Origin of the sequence: Amycolatopsis sp. cmx-11-32 (assembly GCF_047608695.1) — a bacterium.
In the GTDB taxonomy this organism is placed as follows: domain Bacteria; phylum Actinomycetota; class Actinomycetes; order Mycobacteriales; family Pseudonocardiaceae; genus Amycolatopsis.
Window position 1 is genome coordinate 110,302 of the sequence record NZ_JADNQN010000012.1, and the last position, 17,393, is coordinate 127,694.

At 70.6% G+C, this 17,393-nt stretch carries 9 protein-coding genes; 4 read left to right on the forward strand and 5 right to left on the reverse strand.

Translation table 11 applies throughout. The annotated features are described in order from the left end of the window. Positions 1 to 2 precede the first annotated feature (2 nt). Together ACM6LR_RS30140 and ACM6LR_RS30145 are read left to right on the forward strand one after the other, a co-directional pair. Positions 3 to 8,954 (forward strand): toxin glutamine deamidase domain-containing protein, encoded by an 8,952-nt coding sequence (locus tag ACM6LR_RS30140; protein WP_414945015.1) that lies wholly within the window; start codon positions 3 to 5, stop codon positions 8,952 to 8,954. Continuing rightward, positions 8,954 to 10,894 (forward strand): YrhB domain-containing protein, encoded by a 1,941-nt coding sequence (locus ACM6LR_RS30145; RefSeq protein ID WP_414945016.1) that lies wholly within the window; start codon positions 8,954 to 8,956, stop codon positions 10,892 to 10,894. Before ACM6LR_RS30140 ends, ACM6LR_RS30145 begins: the two co-directional genes overlap by 1 nt. Before the next feature lie 4 nt (positions 10,895 to 10,898). Here the strand turns inward: ACM6LR_RS30145 and ACM6LR_RS30150 are convergent, their stop codons facing one another. From ACM6LR_RS30150 to ACM6LR_RS30170, 5 genes are read right to left on the reverse strand one after another with little or no spacing between them, the layout of a single operon-like run. Further along, positions 10,899 to 11,873: a DUF6177 family protein gene (locus ACM6LR_RS30150; RefSeq protein ID WP_414945017.1), complete on the reverse strand. Its 975-nt coding sequence runs from the start codon at positions 11,871 to 11,873 to the stop codon at positions 10,899 to 10,901. Further along, positions 11,858 to 12,223: a hypothetical protein gene (locus tag ACM6LR_RS30155; protein WP_414942052.1), complete on the reverse strand. Its 366-nt coding sequence runs from the start codon at positions 12,221 to 12,223 to the stop codon at positions 11,858 to 11,860. Before ACM6LR_RS30155 ends, ACM6LR_RS30150 begins: the two co-directional genes overlap by 16 nt. Before the next feature lie 48 nt (positions 12,224 to 12,271). After that, on the reverse strand, positions 12,272 to 12,934 hold the full coding sequence (locus ACM6LR_RS30160) for a winged helix-turn-helix domain-containing protein (protein WP_414942051.1): 663 nt from the start codon (positions 12,932 to 12,934) through the stop codon (positions 12,272 to 12,274). A 9-nt stretch (positions 12,935 to 12,943) separates the two neighbouring features. Continuing rightward, positions 12,944 to 14,599, reverse strand: coding sequence for a right-handed parallel beta-helix repeat-containing protein (locus ACM6LR_RS30165; protein ID WP_414942049.1), 1,656 nt, complete (start codon positions 14,597 to 14,599; stop codon positions 12,944 to 12,946). Further along, entirely contained in the window at positions 14,599 to 15,393 is a 795-nt protein-coding gene (locus ACM6LR_RS30170) for a LuxR C-terminal-related transcriptional regulator (RefSeq protein WP_414942047.1), read from the reverse strand. The genes ACM6LR_RS30165 and ACM6LR_RS30170 overlap by 1 nt, the downstream gene beginning before the upstream one ends. Positions 15,394 to 15,427: 34 nt before the next feature. Between ACM6LR_RS30170 and ACM6LR_RS30175 the strand changes: the two genes are divergently transcribed. Together ACM6LR_RS30175 and ACM6LR_RS30180 are read left to right on the forward strand one after the other, a co-directional pair. Next, entirely contained in the window at positions 15,428 to 16,093 is a 666-nt protein-coding gene (locus ACM6LR_RS30175) for a response regulator transcription factor (RefSeq protein WP_414942046.1), read from the forward strand. Next, positions 16,090 to 17,346, forward strand: a complete 1,257-nt coding sequence (locus ACM6LR_RS30180) for a sensor histidine kinase (protein WP_414945018.1) — start codon at positions 16,090 to 16,092, stop codon at positions 17,344 to 17,346. Before ACM6LR_RS30175 ends, ACM6LR_RS30180 begins: the two co-directional genes overlap by 4 nt. The last annotated feature ends 47 nt before the right edge of the window (positions 17,347 to 17,393 follow it).

Here is a 17,393-nt window from a genome sequence, read left to right on the forward strand (position 1 = left end):
GTATGGCTGACGGCGACGTCCAACAACCGGACTGCGACCTGTGGGACGCGGTCCGGAAGCTGCTGCCCGCACCCGCCGGCTGGCCGCCCGACAGCGAGTCGCTCGCGACACAGGTGTCCGAGCGATGGGCCAAGGCCAAGGTCGTGTTCGAGGACTCCTTGAAGATCGTCGACGGTGCCGCCGACCGGATCCACCCGGACGGGGGCGGCGGGACCTGGCCGGACGAGGCCGGTGGCTTCATGCGGGGGGTCGTCAAGAGGGCTAACGGCCAGGAAAGATTCGGCCAGATCGCCGGCGCGCTGAACGGGATGGCCAAGGAGTACGACTTCTACTCCAAAATCCTCACCAGCGCCAAGACCGGCGTCAAGAACTACGTCGAAGATCTGAGCTGGCAGTACACCGCGCTCGGTTTCAACATTCCGAAGTACGCGAAGCGCAACCAAGAGGACTTCGCCAGGAACGTGGCGCGAGAAGTCCTCGACATCATGAAAGAGCACGCCGGTTACGTGAAGGACCCGTCCACGCTTCCGCAGCCCGAAGACCCGAGCAACAATTTCTTCGTTGGGCTGTGGGATTCGGTGGTCGACCAGGGCAAGGCACTCGCGGGATTGTTCGGCCGGGGCGAAGACGGCAGCTGGTCGATGTTCAACTCGCAGGTCGCGTGGGGGCATCTGAACAAACTCCTCGCCAGTCTGGCCGTGTACTCCATGCCGAACGGCCTCGGCAAGGAGATCGACGACAGGCTGTTCAACGGCGTCTTCGGTGATTACCTGGCCGAAGCGGGCAAGGCCTTCGTCGACTACGACAACTGGGACAACGCGCCCCTGCACGCCCTCGGATACACCACCGGCATGGTCGCCGGGCTGCTCGGCCCGACTCGCGGGGTGGGCGCCGCGGTCAAGCTCGCCGGACGCGGTTTGCAGGCACCGAGGGTCATCAAGGTCGGTGACCGCATCGGGAAATTCACCTTGACCCATGGGGCGTTCAAGGTCATCGACAAGATCGGTGAAACCGCGAAGCCCAAGGGCTACAACCTGCATCCCGCCGTCACCCCCGACGTCGCACGCCTGATCCACGACCGTCCTGGCGACCCTCCCGCCACCGGCGGGCGCGGCCCCCACGGCCCCGAGCCCCAAGGACCGGGGCCGACGAAACCGCCGTCCCCGGACGCGCCATCGCCCGAGGGGCGGCCATCCAGCCGTCCACCGCACGACCAGCCACCCACACCGCCGGGCCACGGCGAAAGGCTCCTCGGCGAGAGCCCGCGAGGGACCGAACCGCGGACCCCGCCGGGTGATCAGCACCCCGCGGCCAAAGGCGATGGTGCCGACCCCGTCAAACGGGAGCAGGGACACGAGCGAAGCGAACCTCCTGCCTCCCGCCCCGAAAGGGACCAGTCCCCCGCTCCTTCGGAGTCGCGGCAGGCGCAGTCGCCCCAGCACCTGGCCGAGCACACCCCTCCGCCGCCGTCCACCGCCGACCACGCGCCGACCACGAGGGCCGAACCCGCGCACAGCGCCAGTGGCCACGAGTCGGGACGTGGTGCCGACGCCGGGCAGAACCGCCCCGCCGAGGTGTCGCAGAACGAGAAAGCGGCTCTGGAGTCACCCGCCGACCGGCCGTCGCATACGGCCACGGGTACGCCACCCACCCGCGCCGAGGTCAGGGAAATCTTCATCGAACGCGAGCTCGCGCGCATGATCCACGGTGAATCCCCCTATCCCCGCCATGTGCAGCGGGCGTGGGTTGAGCACACCATGAACGCCGGACACGGCCAGAGCGCCGAACGTGGGCTGTCCGGCGACGCCGCCGGCCGGGCGCAGGGCGGGAAACACGGTGATCCGGAGGCCGGGGCCGCCCGGAAACCCCCTGGCCGGGTTTCGCTCGAAGACTTCGCGAAGGAGCGCTTTCCGGACGAGTACCGCAAGGCACAGGAGAAAGGCGCAGCCGGACCGCATGAAGACGGCCCGGGAGGCGCCGGGAGTCCTGACCGGCCTTCACCAGGGCCACGCCCCTCTGGTCAGGGAGGCGGTGCCGCGCATCCCGAGGCCGCGCGAGGCGGTGTCGCACTCGAAACGCGGCCGATCCACGGTGCGGTCGAGCAGGTCGCCGAAAGGCTCCGCTCGACCGAGAAAGCGCCTGCCGCGGCGAAGGCCTCAGCGGCGGCTCCGGCGGCGGCGCGCGAAATCGCCCCGCCCGAACCGCTGACCGCGCGCCCGATCCCGAACAAGGCGGTCATCCTTCACCCCGACGGCACACCCGAACCCTTGCGGCCCGGCACGGTGGAGATCCAGCCCACGCGCACCGGCGAGCCGGACGGGCCGGTGAATCCCGGCTCGCCGGTGCGCGCCGTCCCCGGCTGGGCGGAACCGCCAAGGGTCGGCTGGGCGGAACCACTCAGGGTCGACTGGCCCGAGCCGTCGAAGATCGGTGAGCCCGTCGCACCGGGTGTCGGCCTGCCCCGGCCGCCGGATGTCGGCTGGCCCACTCGTCCGGCCCCGGACGCGCCCGCGCTCCCCCGGCCCGATCACGCGACCGATCCCGTGCCGCCGGGCGGACCGCGCGAACCGGCGGGGCCGAAAGCGCCTTCTCCCAAGGGTCCTTCGGAGATCCCGGCCAGGCCCACCGTTCCGGCCGTCCCGGACATCCGGGAGTTGCCCAAGGATCCGGAGATCCGGGAACCGCTCAAGGATCCCGAGGTCCCGACGCGACCGGAGGGGTCGAAGATCCACGGGCTGCCGACGGATCCCGAAATCCCCGCCCTGCCAAGGGAACCGGAGATCCGGCCGAGGCTGGAGGAACCGGAGATCCCGGCGGATCCGCTCCAGGCCGCGCGAGAGAGGCCAGACCACCAGTTCCGGCCGTGGGATCACTGGACCGATCCGGGGCGGGTCCACACGCCCTGGCCCGCCGCGGACGGCCTCCAGGACTACCTCACCGGTCTCATGGAGCGAAACGAGGAACGCGCCCGCGCCGAAGCCATCGACGAATGGATCGCGGCGTGGGAGCCCATGGAGCGGGAAAACCTGGAGGAAGCCCACCTGGACAAGGTGGCGTTCGGGGTCGACCCCGGCGAGCACCTGACGCCCGAAGAGCGCGCGAGGGTCGCGGCGATGGACGACTACGCTCCCGAGCTTCGCCAGCTCCGTGCCGCGCTGGATCAGTTGCGGGAGAACGGACATCCACTCTACGACGACATCGTCGAGATGTTTTCCGATCCGCAGAACTCCTTCGACAGGAAACTGTTGATCGCGACCGAGATCTTCATGCCCGCCGGTACGCCCTCACTGGACGAACTTCCGGCACGGGTCGAATCGGCCGCGGCGTCGGCGCGGGCCAGGCTGGAAGAGGCCAGGGAACAGGGGCTGATTTCATCCGCGGAGTTCGAGCGGCGCGCGGCCGCGTGGGACGGTCTCCTCGAACAGGCCGACGGATTGCGCGAGCTGATCGAGGAGACGCGGCGAACCGAGGACGCGCGGCCGGTGATCGGCGGGCTGCGCGCGTTCAGCGAAGCTCTGCGCGAGTACGCCAGGGCATCCGCGGATTCCCCCGTCCCGGCGTGGCGGGAGGTCATCCGGTTGGATCTGCTGGATCCCTATCGCCTGCGGACCCTTCATCCGTCGGTCTCCGCGGACGGCCACTTCGACGTCGTCACCCAGGCGGTCGTGGCGCATTTCTTCGACTTGGTCTTCGGACCGGCGGGGGTGGACTTCGCCCTCAAGGCCCTCGCGAACGCGGTGCCCCTGGACAGAGCGGCGTTGATGCGACGGTTCCCCGGTGTGGACGTCGACGCGGTCTTCGGAGAACAGCTGGGAATCGAGAACAGGCTCGAAGGCTTCTTCGACCACGATTCCGGTACGGGGTTCATCCGGCCACGGCTCGGGATGGCCGAGTTCATCACCGTCGTGGCACACGAGTTCGCGGTGCACGGCCTTCAGCGACCCTCGTCTCTCGTCGTCGAAGGAGCGGCCGCGCGGGCTTGGGCCGACGTCCTGTTCGGCGCCGCCCATGAGTTCCAGGGGCGCAGCGGGGAAATCCTCGTGACCGACGTGCTGCGTGCCGAGGCGGAGAAATCGGTCATCCCCCAGGATTCGCGCCGCGGCGGGTGGGACCGGCCGCGGCTGTCGCCGATGGCACGGGACGTGGACCAGCTGCACCGCGTGATCGAGATCGAGTACGGCGCGCTCCCCTTGACGTACCAAGCCGCGTTGCTGCACCAGCTGCTGGCGATCGGGGTGAGCCACGAACGAGACCTCGCCCGGATTCGCGAAGCGGTGGCGAACGACGACGCGAAGATCCGCAATCCCGTCGCCGACGCGTTCGAAGCCGATCCGCGCGGATTCGCGGCCAGGTATCGCATGCCCGAGCCGCCGGAGGCACCGGAACCACCGCCGTCGTCGCCGGGCCCGTCGGGACAGCCGGATCCGTCCGGGCCGGTGACCCTCGGCGGACAGCCTCCGGAACCGAATGCGCCCGGCGGGACAACGAGTTCCGCCCGGTCCGCCGCCCCCGTGCCGCCGCCCGGCGTGACCGCCGACGTGTGGCAGGCGCTGACCCCGCGCCAGCAACGCGCGCTCGCGGACATCCAGTCCAGGGGACTCAACGCGGCAGGAACCTTGGCGGCCACAGTCGCCCAGGTCGGCAACAAGACGAAGGTCCCCAAGACCAAGAAGCTCCCCAAGCTGCTTCGCGACTTGAGCGCGATGCAGCGCGTCGAGCTGACCGAACGGCTGCAGACCTTCGCGGCCGGATCGGGAATGGCCGCCGATCCCGCCAATCTCCCCGCCGTGCCGACGAAGAACTATCTCAGCCCGTCGGCCGACCTCGCGGGCCCGGCGGAGTTGACGGCCACCGACCAAGAGAACCTGGAGCGGGTCGTCGCGCTCCACCGGGAAATCGGCCGGACCCGGCTGAACCCGCGGCGACGCGCGCTGCTGGAGAACGAGATGCGCGGCCTGCTCGGCGCGCTCGGCCTCGATCCGAACCAGCCGGACTACGTCTACCGGGCGGTCACGCTGGCCGGGCATCCAGCCGGACCGGTGGTGTGGCGGTATCTCCCCGCCTTCAACGATGCAGCCGGCATCGCGACCACCAGGAACAACCTGGCCAATCAGATGCGCACCGGCTTCTTCCCGGTGGCGGCCCCGAGCCTGACCTTCGTGGCCGTCGGCTTCCCGTCCAGCGGTGTCGCGTACGCGGTCACCGGCCTCGTCGCTTCCGTGGTGACCGGGCTCCTCGCCCGCGGCCACGAGATCGGGGACGACGCGGCGGTCGCCGAACGCAAGAAGCACCAGGACGCGCAGCGGCAGTTCGAGAACGCCGTCAAACCCGTCGACCGGTGGCGCGCCCGCAACGCTCGCCTCGGCCTGCCGCCGGACCATGGCCCGGACCTGGCCGCCGAGGAGCGTCCGGAGGGAACCGAGTCCGCCGGTGTCCAGCCGTTGCCGAAGTTCTACCGCCGGTACGGCCTCCCGCCGACGATCGGCACCACGGTGGGCATCATGGCGACCCTGGAGTACGGCCCCGCGCTGGGATTGCACCTGCAGGCGTCGACGTCGTTGGGCATCGGTTTGAGCGGAGCCGCCGCGGCCGTCCTCATGCCGCTCTTCCAGTGGAAGCGCGCGAAAGCCAAGGCGAAGGCCGAGTTGATGGCGGCCGAGCTCAGCATCCGGGCACTGGACGAGAAGGCAGCGCGCGCCGACGAGCGGTTCGACCTCGCGCTGGAACAAGCACTGACCGGTCGCCCGATCCCCGAGCCGGACCGCACGGGCACCGGATCGGCTGCCTCCCGGCCGTCGCTTCCGGTGGCGGCCAGCGCCACCGAATCCGTCGACGGGTTCTCCCAGATCGCGAAAAGAGCACCGACGCCCGGATCCGGCAAACTCGATCCCGACGCCCCGCTGGACCTCAGCCTCCACGCCGCCTTGCTCCTCTACGGCGTGATCCGGGGCTTGGTCACGCTTCCCGCCGTGCTGTTGACCAGCGGACTGGACAACACCGAACTGGTCAACAAGCTGGGCAGAAGCCACGTCGACCGGCAGGCCCTGCACGAGGCGACGCAGGCACTGCTGCAGGTGCCGCGGGCCGAACTGCTGGCCGCGGTGACGGAGGCGCAGCGGAACGCGGAGGCGCAGCGCAAGCCGGGCTTGCTCCGCCGTCTGTTCGGCGCGCGACCCGACCAGGCCACCCCGGCACCGGATCCGGTGGGGGAAACCGGGATCGTGCCCTCGCCACTGCCGTCCAGCAGGCCGGGGTCGGCGTCGGAAGCGGAATACCGCAAGACCACCACCCTCATCGCGGCCATCGGTGGCGCCGTCCCCGCGGTGGGGATCGGCGTGCTCGGGCTCGATCCCGCCTATCTGGTGGCGCTGCTGGTGAGCGCGCTCCTCGGGCCGAAGGTCGGCGAGCACAAATGGCGGCACCGGCAGGTCGAACTGGCCGCCAGGAACAAGAAGGCCGACGCGGACGCGGTGGCGGCCCTCGCCGCGTTCGGCCAGGAGGCCACCGCCTTGACCGAATTCCTCACCACCCGGCTGACCGAGCCGTTCCAGTCGGTGGCGGCCGAGGCGAAGCGGACCGGGCAGTGGGGTGCGCTCGACCTGCTTTCAGGCCTGTTGGAAGGGTTGAACCGGGCCGGGCTTCCGTTGCCCGGCCTCCGGAACGAGGCCGGGACACCCCCGGCTTCGGCACCCTTCGAAGAAGTCGCACCGCTTCGGATCGACGGCGACCAATGGGCGACTCCGGCCGCCCGGGACGCGCTACGTGCCGCGTTGGACGACGTCCGGCGTTCGACCGAGGCGGAACAGGACAGGTTGGCGGGTCCCTGGGCGGCTTGGTCGACACTGGGCAAGCGAGTGACCATGCTGGCCTCGGTTCTCCGGCTGGTCAGCCGGGCCGAGACGCACCTGGACGGCTACCACCGGTCCGGTGCCGGACCGGTGCAGGTGACGGTCGCCGGCCTGAACCGGGCCGTCCACGACTATCAGCAGAGCGGCCCGCTGCGGCGTGAGCCGGCCGAACAGGTCAAGGCCGCCCGAGAGGCGTTGTCCAAAGTGGACGGCGCGGTGGACCGTTATCTGTCCAGGAGCGACCCCGGACGGCGTCGTCCCCGTGCGAGGGACCTGCGGGCCGCACTCGACGGCGTGGACGAGGCCGTCCGCGACTACCGGCGCCCGAGTGCCCCTGACCGGCGCTCGACCGGCGACGAAGCCGCGGTGCACAAGGCGATCGACCGCTATCAGGACCTGCAGAACCCGAACCGTCACGAGCCGAGGACCGAGGTGATGAGAGCGGCGCTCACCGAGCTGAAGAACGCGACCGCCCACCATCGTGACCAGACCGGCGCGGGATGGCGCAGGCCGGACTCCGCGACCGAAGAGGTCCGGAAGGCTTTGACCGCGCTGAAGGACGCCATCGACCGGCATCAGCAGTTCAGCGCGCCGTTCGGGCACGAACCCGGCGCCCGGAAGGTCAGTGCGGCACTCACCGAGATCGAGCAGACCGTCGACCGCTACCGGCGGCTCAGCGCTCCGCGGTGGCGCGAACCCACCGGCCACGAAGCCAACGTGGCCGAGGCGGCACTCAGCCAGGTGCTCGCCGACCTGAACCGGGCCATTCACCACTACTGGCAGGTGAGTAACCCGGACCGGGCGGCGCCGGCCCATCGCGGCAAGGCGATGAAGGCGGTGGACACGGAGCTGCAGCGGGCGATGTACGCCTGCAAGAAGCTGGATGTCCCGGGGATGCGCGAGGCGCCCATCGGGACGGCTCCGGTGCCCTTGCCGAGGGAGCACGCGCTGAGTACCGGCGAACTCGTCTGGTACGCGCCGTCCGGAATGGCGGTCGGTCCCGCGATGGCGACCCGCAAGGCACACCTGCGCACCATGCTGACGAACCGGCCGGATCCCGCGAGCCCGTACGTGGTGACGCTGCACGACGACGGCGCGCTTCCCAGCCCCGAGGAACTCGCCGAAGTGACCCGGCGAAGCGAGTACTACCCGCCGGGCCGTCCGGTGCGACTGCACTCGTGCGGCTCGGCGTCGTGGGCGCGGCGGTTCGCCGTCGCGCTGGGCGCCCCGGTGGTGGCCCCGCTGGCCGACCTGCACGTACTGGGACGCCGGACCGAACTGCCGGACGGCACCGTGCTGCCGTTCGGGCAAGAAGTCGTCGAGGGCTACGCCGTCGGAGGTGGCTGGGCGGAGTTCCCGCCGGACGGGAAGAACCCGATCGTGCTCCGTTCTCCCGCCGGCTCCCGTCCGATCACCCTCGGCGAACTGGCAGGCGCGAACCCGGTCGCGCTGGGGGACTTCCCGGAACCACAAGGGAATGCCAAACCGCCGGAGCGGCATCCCGCCTACCTCAGGTACCCGGTCTCGCCGGGATCCGGGCACGGGGACGGCTCGGGATTGTTCCGCGCGACACCGCTTCACGCGCTGCCCGCGATGGACGCGGACACCGTGGACGGCCGCTGGAAGGACGCGGTCGCCTTCGTCACGGCGCATTTCCCCCAGCTGCCGGAAACCAATCCCGGCTACTACGCGCCCTGGGCCGACCAGCTCGGTTACCGGACGAACTGCACCAGGTCCGTCGTGCATTACGTACGCCGGTCGCTCGGCGAGGAAACCACCGCACCGCCGGTTCCCATCGCACTCATGAACGAACTGGCCACCCTGGGTTATGTGATGGACCAGCTCGGCGGGAAGTGGGTGGAGATCGACGACGCGAGCTACGACGGCGTCATCTCGGCCATGCTCGCCAGACCACAAGGCGCGCTGGCCGCGGTGAACTTCCTTTACGAGGGCGACAGAGGGACGATCGGCTCGCATGTGGCCCTGGTCGCGCACCACCGGGACGGAGTCGTTTTCCTCGATCCGCTGACCGGCTGGCTGACGTTGCTGGAAGAACGCCCTCTGCAGATCATGCTGCTCCCCTTTCCGGAAGAACGAGGCTGGTAGTGGAAGCGCAGGAAGCGGCCGCGAGGGTCGGGGAATGGCTGGCCGGTGGCGAGCACGCGGTCCGGGTCGATCACGCGAACGTCGTGCGGGTGCCGGAGGGCTGGTTCGTGCCCTACGACACGGTTCGCGCACTGGACGGCGGCGAATGGATCGCTTCGCTGGTACCGAAACCCGCACTGATCGTGTGTGAGGACGGCGAGTTGCAGCGGCCGGACGCCGGACGGGAGGGTACCGGCCCGAGCAGTCCGGTGCCCGTGGCCGGGAGGGACGAGTGGCGGGAGATCCTGGAACCGGAGTTCCGGGAAAGCGGCGTGGCGTACCTCGGCGTCCACTCCGCCGCCGTGATGGCGTGGCGGAAATTCACCCCGGACGGCGCCGCGACCGGCGAGGTCCGGGTCAACCCCGGTTACCGTCCCGGCCCGCGACGGCTGGGCCACCGGCCCATGGACACCCCGCTGGAGCACCTGCTCGGTTACCTGGCCGCCGGACAGCATGACCGCGGGCGCTACCTCGCCGGTCTGCTGTCCTCGGAGGTCCTGCTCCCGGTCGACTTCCGGACCGAACGGCCGCTTCCCTCGCTCCGGCAGGAAGAACCACCTGCGCTGCGGGTGTTCAGCTCACGGAGGAGACTGCCGCCCGGGACGGCGAAATGGGTGCGGGCCGGCGTTCTCTCCCTCCTCTCGGAGTTCCCCGGTGTCGGTTTGTCGATCAATCCCGGCTCGGACCTGCCGGACGTCGTCAGCGCCGCCGAGCTCGCGGCGGCGGTGTCGCGGTGGCCGAAGCTGCGGAGTTCCACCCGGGTAGTGGAAGTCTCGCCGGAGTACTCGGAGTCCGTGTCGCGCACCGCCGAGCGGATCAGGGCCGACTTCGGGCTCGCCGGGCCCATCACCGGACTCCCGGAAGCCGCGGCGAAGGCCCGCTCCGCCGGATTCGAGCTGACGGCCCGGGAATGCGAGCGGTTCCTCCTCGGCCGGGCCTGGGAGCAGCGCAACGGCGTCACCCCGGCCGCTTTCGAGTCCCCGCACGACGACCTCACCGGGCACCGGTGGCCGGACGACCTCCGGGCCAACGGGCTCACCGCCGGTCATGACGCGGCGGGCCGGGTCCGGCCGCACGCGGCGACCGGCGGCAAGTTCTTCCGCCGTGACATCGACTCCAGGCACAGCGACGGCGGCGACTTCGCCTGGCACCGCGTCACCGGCGCGTTCGTCGGATCAGCCCTCGGTGAAGCACTCGGCACCGGACTGGCGGGCGTTCTCGAGATCGGCCCGCTCACCCGGCACCTGCTGTTCTGCACCGAAGGCCTGCTGCGGGCACTTCCGGCTCCGTACCGGGGTTCGGTGCCGAGCGGGTTGATGACGATCGGCGTACAGGCCAGGCGGCGCCAGTACACCGGGAACGACGGCTGGCTCTCCCGCGTCCGGGGACCAGGCACGGTCCCGGCGGACGAGCCGGGTGCCGTCGGTTTTCTCGTGCCGGGCATGGTGGCCGCGCTGTGCGGCGGCCGCACGGCCGCGCGCGTCGCGCGTCTGCTGGCCACCGGTGACGGCGCCGACGAGGTGACCGCCGAGGCGGCGTCGGTGGTGGCGAACTTGTTCAGCCACCTGTTCCAGCGAGCCGATCCTCCGCGGGTGGTCGTGCAGCGGCTGCTCGACTCCGGCACGACCTCCGGGCCGGTGGCCGAGGCCCTGGCCACCGCGCTGCGCGCCGGTGCCGGGGAGTCCGGCCGCGGCGCGTTCACGGGGGCGTTCGCCGGAGCCGTCGCCGGGTCGAGGGCAGGGATCCCCGGCCTGCCTCAGGAATGGCTCGACCGGCTCGGGGGGCGTGATCTGGTGGAGACCGTGGCCGGTGACGCGTTCTGGCACTTCTCGGCCCAGCCGCCGTCGGGCGACGGACGTTACGCCGCCGGGTGGGCCGTCCGGTATCCGCGTGATCTCTGAGGGCTCAAAGCGTGTCCGGCAAGGCGAAGTGCCGAAGCACGTCGGAGAGTTGCTCGTACGGGGGACGGCGTCCACCGTTCAAAACGCACCAGACGGCGCTCCGGTCGCCCGAACCGAAGCCCACCACTCGGGCGGCCGGTGCCTGTCCGGCGTGAACCGTCCCGCGCGCGGCGACCATCTCTTGTCCGACAAGGAGTCCGTAGGGCAGGGCGGGACGGCTGGGTTCGCTGGATCGGACACCTCCCCGCCTGCCTGGATGGACGGCGACGAGCATCATCCGCGCGGAGGCGGCGAGCCGTTCGGCGAGGGCATCGGCTTGTTCCGGGCGCAGTGTCCCGACGGCGGGGCCGCTGAGCTTGGTCTCCTCGATCGTCCCGGCGTCCGCGGGCGACACGTGCACCTGCCCCACCACTCCGTGCCCGGCCACGATGACCTGGGTGCGCCCCGGCGCCCGGTTCCGGCAGTGCCAGGTGAGCTCGTCCGCCGACCATGGCCGGGTGACGGGTTCGGCGTTTCCCCAGCCGGTGGGCTCGCGACCGGTGAGCGCCCGTAGCGCGGCTTCGGCGCCGGCGCCGAAACGGACCGGTTCCGCGGCCGGATGCACGGTGGTGATCCGCACTTCGAGGTCACCGGAGGTGATCGCGGATTCCGCCGGGGGCGGGGACGGCCGATCAGGGTCGCGGACGAACCGCGTTCCGTTCCATCGCGAAGGAACGCCGTCGAACCCGCGGCGAAAGCGCTCGTCGTCCTCCTGCACGATCCATTCGGCCCCGGCGTCACGGAGCAGCAGTTCCATCGGATAGGTGAGCCCGCTGTGCTCGGGGGTGAGCAGTTGAAGCACCCTCGCGCTCCGAGAGGCGGAACGAGCCGCGTCGATCAGCCAGGAGGAAGCGGGGACCACGCCCCGGGACTGCTCGACGACCAGCGCGTCCGAGGTGGCCCAGTCCGCGGCGGGATGCCCGGTCACCTGCTCGACCACGACAACCCTCCGGTGACGGCCACGAGGGCGTCGGTGAACGCCCTGGCGACGGTCTCCGCCTCCGGATCGTCTTCGGGGGCCCGGCACTCCACCCACCACACCGGATCGGGCACTTCGGCTTCGCCGCCGATGCCGAGCAACCGGTGCACCTCGCCGGGAACCCCGATCAACCGGGTCTCCTCGATGCTCAGCAACAGACGGCCGCCGGGATGGAACAGCTGCACCAACGGGCGGCCGTCCACGGTGGACGCGGTCAGCCCGCCGCACAGCGGCAGGACCGCGCCGACCGCCACGCCCTGGTCCGGCGATTCCGCGCACAGACCGATGATGTCGAAGGTCACGAAGGTCATTAGACGTCCGGTCCGATGGCTGTTCCCGCCACTGGCCGGAACCTGCCGTCAGTAAGGCGCCATCCGGTACCCCGACCCGCGCACCGTATGGATCAGCGGCGGGTCCTTGAGCTTCCGCCGCAGCCGCGCGATCACGACGTCGAGCACGTTCGACGCCGGATCCGCCATCTCGTCCCACGCGTACCGGATCAGCTCCGGGCGGGAGACCGGCCGCCCAGCCGCGGCCATCAGCCGTTCCATGACGAGATACTCCTTGCGGGTCACGGTGAGGAGCACACCCGCCCGCGAGATCTGGTGCCTTCCGGTGTCGAGTTCGACGTCCGCACAGCGCAGCACTACCGCTTGCCCCGCCATGTCGCGGCGGCACAGACTCCGCACCCTCGCCACGAGTTCGGGCATCGCGAACGGTTTGACCAGGTAGTCACCGCCGCCGACGCGCAGCCCGTCGATCCGGTCGGCGACACTGTCGCGCGCGGTGAGGAACAGCACGGGCATCGGCCACCCCACGCCGCGCCGGCCGCGCACGTACGCCAGCGCGTCACCCGAGGGCAGCATCCGGTCGAACACCGCGCAGTCGTAGGCGTTCACCATCAGCGCCTCGTCCGCGGCAGGCAGGTCGGCGGCGGTGTCCACCGCGAACCCGCCACCGCGCAGGGCGAATTCCAGCGCTACCCGTAGGTTCTCGTCGTCTTCGGTCACCAGCACCCGCACGCCTTCACGTTAGCGCTCCGCGGCGACCACCAAGTCGGCCACGTGCAACCCGCGCAGTTCCCCGACGCTCGGCATCCGGCCGAGCAGCCGCAACCGTTGCGACTGCGCCTTGCGCGCGCCCTCGAACAGCCGTCGCGCGTCGCGCGCGTTGCCGAAGTTGACGCCGCCGGAGACCCTTCGGAAGTATTCGAGAAGAACGAGGTCAGCGCTCTGGTCGAGTTCGTAGTCCCCTGCGGCGGCCATCCGGCCGAAAATGGACAGCAGCTCGTCGGGGCTGTAGTTCTCGAACTCGATCGTTTTGCCGAAACGGGACGCGAGGCCCGGGTTGGCGGCCAGGAAGTCGACCATCTCGCCGGTGTACCCGGCCACGATCACCGCCACCTCGTCGCGATGCTCCTCCATCAAGGGGACCAGGGTGTCGATCGCCTCCTGGCCGAAGTCTCCGCCGGACCCGGCGAGCCGCGAGAGTGTGTACGCCTCGTCGATGAAAAGGACGCCGCCCTTGGCTTCCTCGAACACCGTCGCGGTCTTTTCCGCCGTATGGCCGATGTACTGCCCGACGAGATCCCGGCGGGAGACCTCGCGGAACTGACCTCGCGGCAGAATCCCCAGTGCCTTCAGCAGTTTGCCGTAGATCCGCGCGACCGTGGTCTTCCCGGTGCCGGGCGCGCCCGCGAAGATCAGGTGGTGGGCGGCGGCGCCGATCGGCAGCCCCGCCCGGCGCCGCCATTCGTTGACCTGCAACTCGTCGACGAGCGCGCGCACCTCCGCCTTCACCTCGGGCAGGCCGATCATGGCGTCGAGTTCGGCCAGCATCTCGTCGAGTTCGATGTCCCCGGAGGAACCGGGGGCCGCCGGATCCGCCGCGGTGACGATCGCCGTCGCGCTCTCGGCGATCGCGATCCCCGGTTCGGCGGTGTTCACGACCCGGCACGCGGTGACCGAGCCCCCGCAGCCGGACCCGAACACGATCCCGGAACCCCGCACGTCGGTGACCGTGCACCGCTTGAGCTCCGGTGTGCTGTGGTGCGCCACCGCGATGCCCTCGTGGCCGGTGTGCGAGACCACGCAGCGCTCGATGACGGGCCTGGCGTACTGATAGACGTAAAACCCCCGCAGCCCGCAGCCGGTCACGGTGCAGTCGCGGATGACCGGATCGGCGCCGAACCCGATGGTGATCCCGTCACCCGCCACGTCTTCGACGGTCGTGTCCTCGATCCGGCCCGGCGCGCCGTCGACGACGATCCCCTGTTCCGCCGCCGAGATCACGCAGCCTGTCAGGGCGAACGGTGCCGAACCGCGGAGCGCGATCGCCGGCCCGCGACCACCGGAGACGGTGCAGCGGTCCATCGTCAGTTCGGTGTCGTCGGTCACCACGGCGGACGACGTGTCGGCCAGCAGCTCGATCCCGTTCAGGACGAGTGCTCCCCCGGTCGCGCGGAGCACCGGGCGATCGGCGCCGCGGCCGTCGATGATCACGCCCGCGTCCTTCGCCGCGGCCAGGGTCACCCGCAGCCCGGTCAGTTCGACCGTCTCCGCGTAGTCACCGGCCGCGATGGTGATGACGGCGCCGTCGGTCGCTTCCAGCAGGGCCTCGCCGATGGTCGGGTAGGCGCCGGGCCGCCGGGCGACGAGGAGGGCGCGGCCGGGGATCGAAGTGGTCATCAGCCCGCCTTGGCCATCAGCCAGCCGCGATCGGCGGCCTTGGCCCCGGCCTGAAACCGGCTGCGGGCACCGAGCCTGTTCATGATGTCGGCGACCATCCGGCGCACCGTGCGCACCGAGATCCCCAACCGGGCGGCGGCGGATTCGTCCGTCGTCCCGGACACGAGCAGCGTCAGCAGTTCGCGCTCGCGGCACGTCAGCATCGAGGCGTCCTCCTGTTCCGGGAGGTCCAGCGGGACGAGCGGGGCGGCGGCCTGCCAGATCCGCTCGAACAGGCCGACCGTCGCGGTGACGACGCCGGGCAGCCGGAACACCGCGGAACCGGTCGTCCTGCCCTCCGCGGGCAGGACGACCGAGGTCCGGTCGATCACCAGCGCGTCCATCGGGACCTCGGCGTCGGTCCGCACCTCGGCACCGGCACGCGACATCCGGTTGAGCGCGCCGGACATCCGCGCGGAGTCGGGAAAGAGCACCTTGCAGCGCACGCCGGGGCGCACGTTCGCGAGCGCGATCCGCTGGAAGGCGGAGTCCGTTCCCGTGCTCATCACGAGCACCTCCCCGGTCGCTTCCGCGAGCAGTTCGCCCAGCCCCGCCCGGTCACGAGCCGGGCCCGTTCCCATCACCAGGCTGAGCTGGCCGGTCTGCACGGTCATCGCAGGTACCTCCCTCTTCCCCGGCGCGGTGCCGACGACGTCCTGTTCATGCCAGTTACCGCCGTCCGGGCGGACCGGGACGCCCGACGCGTTAGCGTTCAGGGGCACCACGGCCGTCGCGGCGGGCCGGTGGAACTGCATGCGTCTACTTTCGCTGTCCGAACATGAGGTTTTGATGACACGGGTGATGGTCGTCGAAGACGACGAGAATCTGCGGCTCGCGCTGGTCACGCAGCTGCGTGCGGCCGGCTTCGTCGTCGACGAAGCCGGCGACATCGCGACAGCGGACCGGCTGCTGCGCGGAACGCACCACGACTGCGTGGTGCTGGACCGGATGCTGCCCGACGGCGACGCCATCTCCTACGTCCACATGCGACGGCAGCTGGGCTGGCGGGCACCGGTGCTGTTCCTCACCGCCCGCGACGCGCTCGCCGACCGGGTGGCCGGGTTCGAGCACGGCGGCGACGACTACCTCGTGAAGCCGTTCGTGATGGCCGAGCTGACCGAGCGGGTGAGCAACCTGTGCCGCCGGTCCGCGTTCGACCGGCCATCGGTACTGCACCACGAAGACCTGGTGATGGACTGCGCACGGCGCGAGGTGCGCCGGGCCGGTGTGCTGCTCACCTTGACCAACAAGGAGTACGCCGTGCTCGAATACCTGCTGACCAGGGCGGGGCTGCCGGTGCGGCGGGCGGATCTGATCGAGCACTGCTGGGACGAGCAGGCCGATCCGATGTCCAATGTGGTCGATGTGGTGGTGAAGCGGTTGCGCCGCAAGTTGAAGGAGCCCGAACTGATCCACGCCGTCCGCGGCCTCGGCTACCGGCTGGGCGTCCGATGAACACCCATTCCTCAGCCGATCGGCTGCGCAGGTTGCGCTGGACGCTGACCGCGTTGTTCGTCGTGATGAACACGCTCGGGCTGGTCGTCTTCGCGTGGCTGCTCATCAACGAGGACGGTGACCAGGGGGAGCAACGGATCGACGCCGAACTGACCCAGGTCACGTCGTCGGTCAGCAGGCTGGTCGCCTTCGACGGCACCATCGACTTCGGCTTCGTCAACACCGACGTGCTGAACGACCGCTGCCCGCAGTTCGCGATCCTGCCCGGTGGCGCGCCCTCGTTCCAGGCGCACCTTTCGCGGGCCTCCTGCGTCCCGATGAGCACGCAGTTGCTGAACGGGCTCGCCACCGAAGCGGTACGGACCGGCAAGCTGGTGCAGGGCTACCAAAAGGGAACCGGCGGCGAAGTGGTCAAGGTCCGCGCCGAACCGTTGCGCGACTCCGACGGCAAGGCGTTCGCGGCCGTCGTCGCGGTGAAGTCCACCGAGGCCGACGACGCCGCGCACACCCAGTTCACGCTGCTGGTGATCGGCGGCACCGTGCTCCTGATCGCGGTACTGGGTTTCGCGGGCCACCTGCTGTCCGGCCGCTCGATCCGGCCCGCGGCCGCGGCCCTGCAGCAGCAGGAAGTCCTGCTGGCCGAGACCGCGCACGACCTCCGCACCCCGGTCGCCGCCCTGCGCGCGCTCGCCGAAACCGCGATGGCCAACCCCGCCCAGTCCGCGGAACTCCTGCCGCGGACCGTCCGCCTCGCCGCGAGAATGGGCGGGATCATCGACGACCTGCTCGTCCGCGCCCGGCTCGCCGCCGGTGTGGAACAGCTGAGTATCCAGCCGATCTGGCTCGACCAGCTCGTGGTGGGCATCGTCGAGGACACCGCGACCGACGGCGCCGAAGTCACCGTCACCGCCGCGCCCACGAAGGTCGACGCCGATCCCGCGCTGCTGCAACGGGCGATCGGCAACCTTCTCGACAACGCCGTGCGTTACGGGCGCCAACCGGGCGCGGCGAAGGCGTTCGTGCACCTGACCGTCGCCGGCGGCACCGTGACCGTCGCGGACCACGGCCCGGGTATCGACACCACGATGGCGGGCGACGCGTTCGACCGGTTCGCCAGCACCGGCGGGTCGTCCGGGCTCGGGCTGTCCATCGTGCGGTGGGTCGCGCAGGCGCACGGCGGCACGCTCGCGGTGTACAACGCGGATGAGGGCGGCGCGATCTTCGAGCTGAGGCTGCCCGTCAGCGGCTCGTGACCGCCGTCCGGGTTGGCCGCCGGATCGGCGTGATGGCCGCCGGGGTG

Bases quoted from the DNA above. Each gene is read 5' to 3' on its own strand.
- ACM6LR_RS30175 (WP_414942046.1), top strand. From the start codon at position 15,428: ATGACACGGGTGATGGTCGTCGAAGACGACGAGAATCTGCGGCTCGCG.
- ACM6LR_RS30180 (WP_414945018.1), top strand. From the start codon at position 16,090: ATGAACACCCATTCCTCAGCCGATCGGCTGCGCAGGTTGCGCTGGACG.
- ACM6LR_RS30155 (WP_414942052.1), bottom strand. From the start codon at position 12,223: ATGACCTTCGTGACCTTCGACATCATCGGTCTGTGCGCGGAATCGCCG.
- ACM6LR_RS30165 (WP_414942049.1), bottom strand. From the start codon at position 14,599: ATGACCACTTCGATCCCCGGCCGCGCCCTCCTCGTCGCCCGGCGGCCC.
- ACM6LR_RS30140 (WP_414945015.1), top strand. From the start codon at position 3: ATGGCTGACGGCGACGTCCAACAACCGGACTGCGACCTGTGGGACGCG.
- ACM6LR_RS30170 (WP_414942047.1), bottom strand. From the start codon at position 15,393: ATGCAGTTCCACCGGCCCGCCGCGACGGCCGTGGTGCCCCTGAACGCT.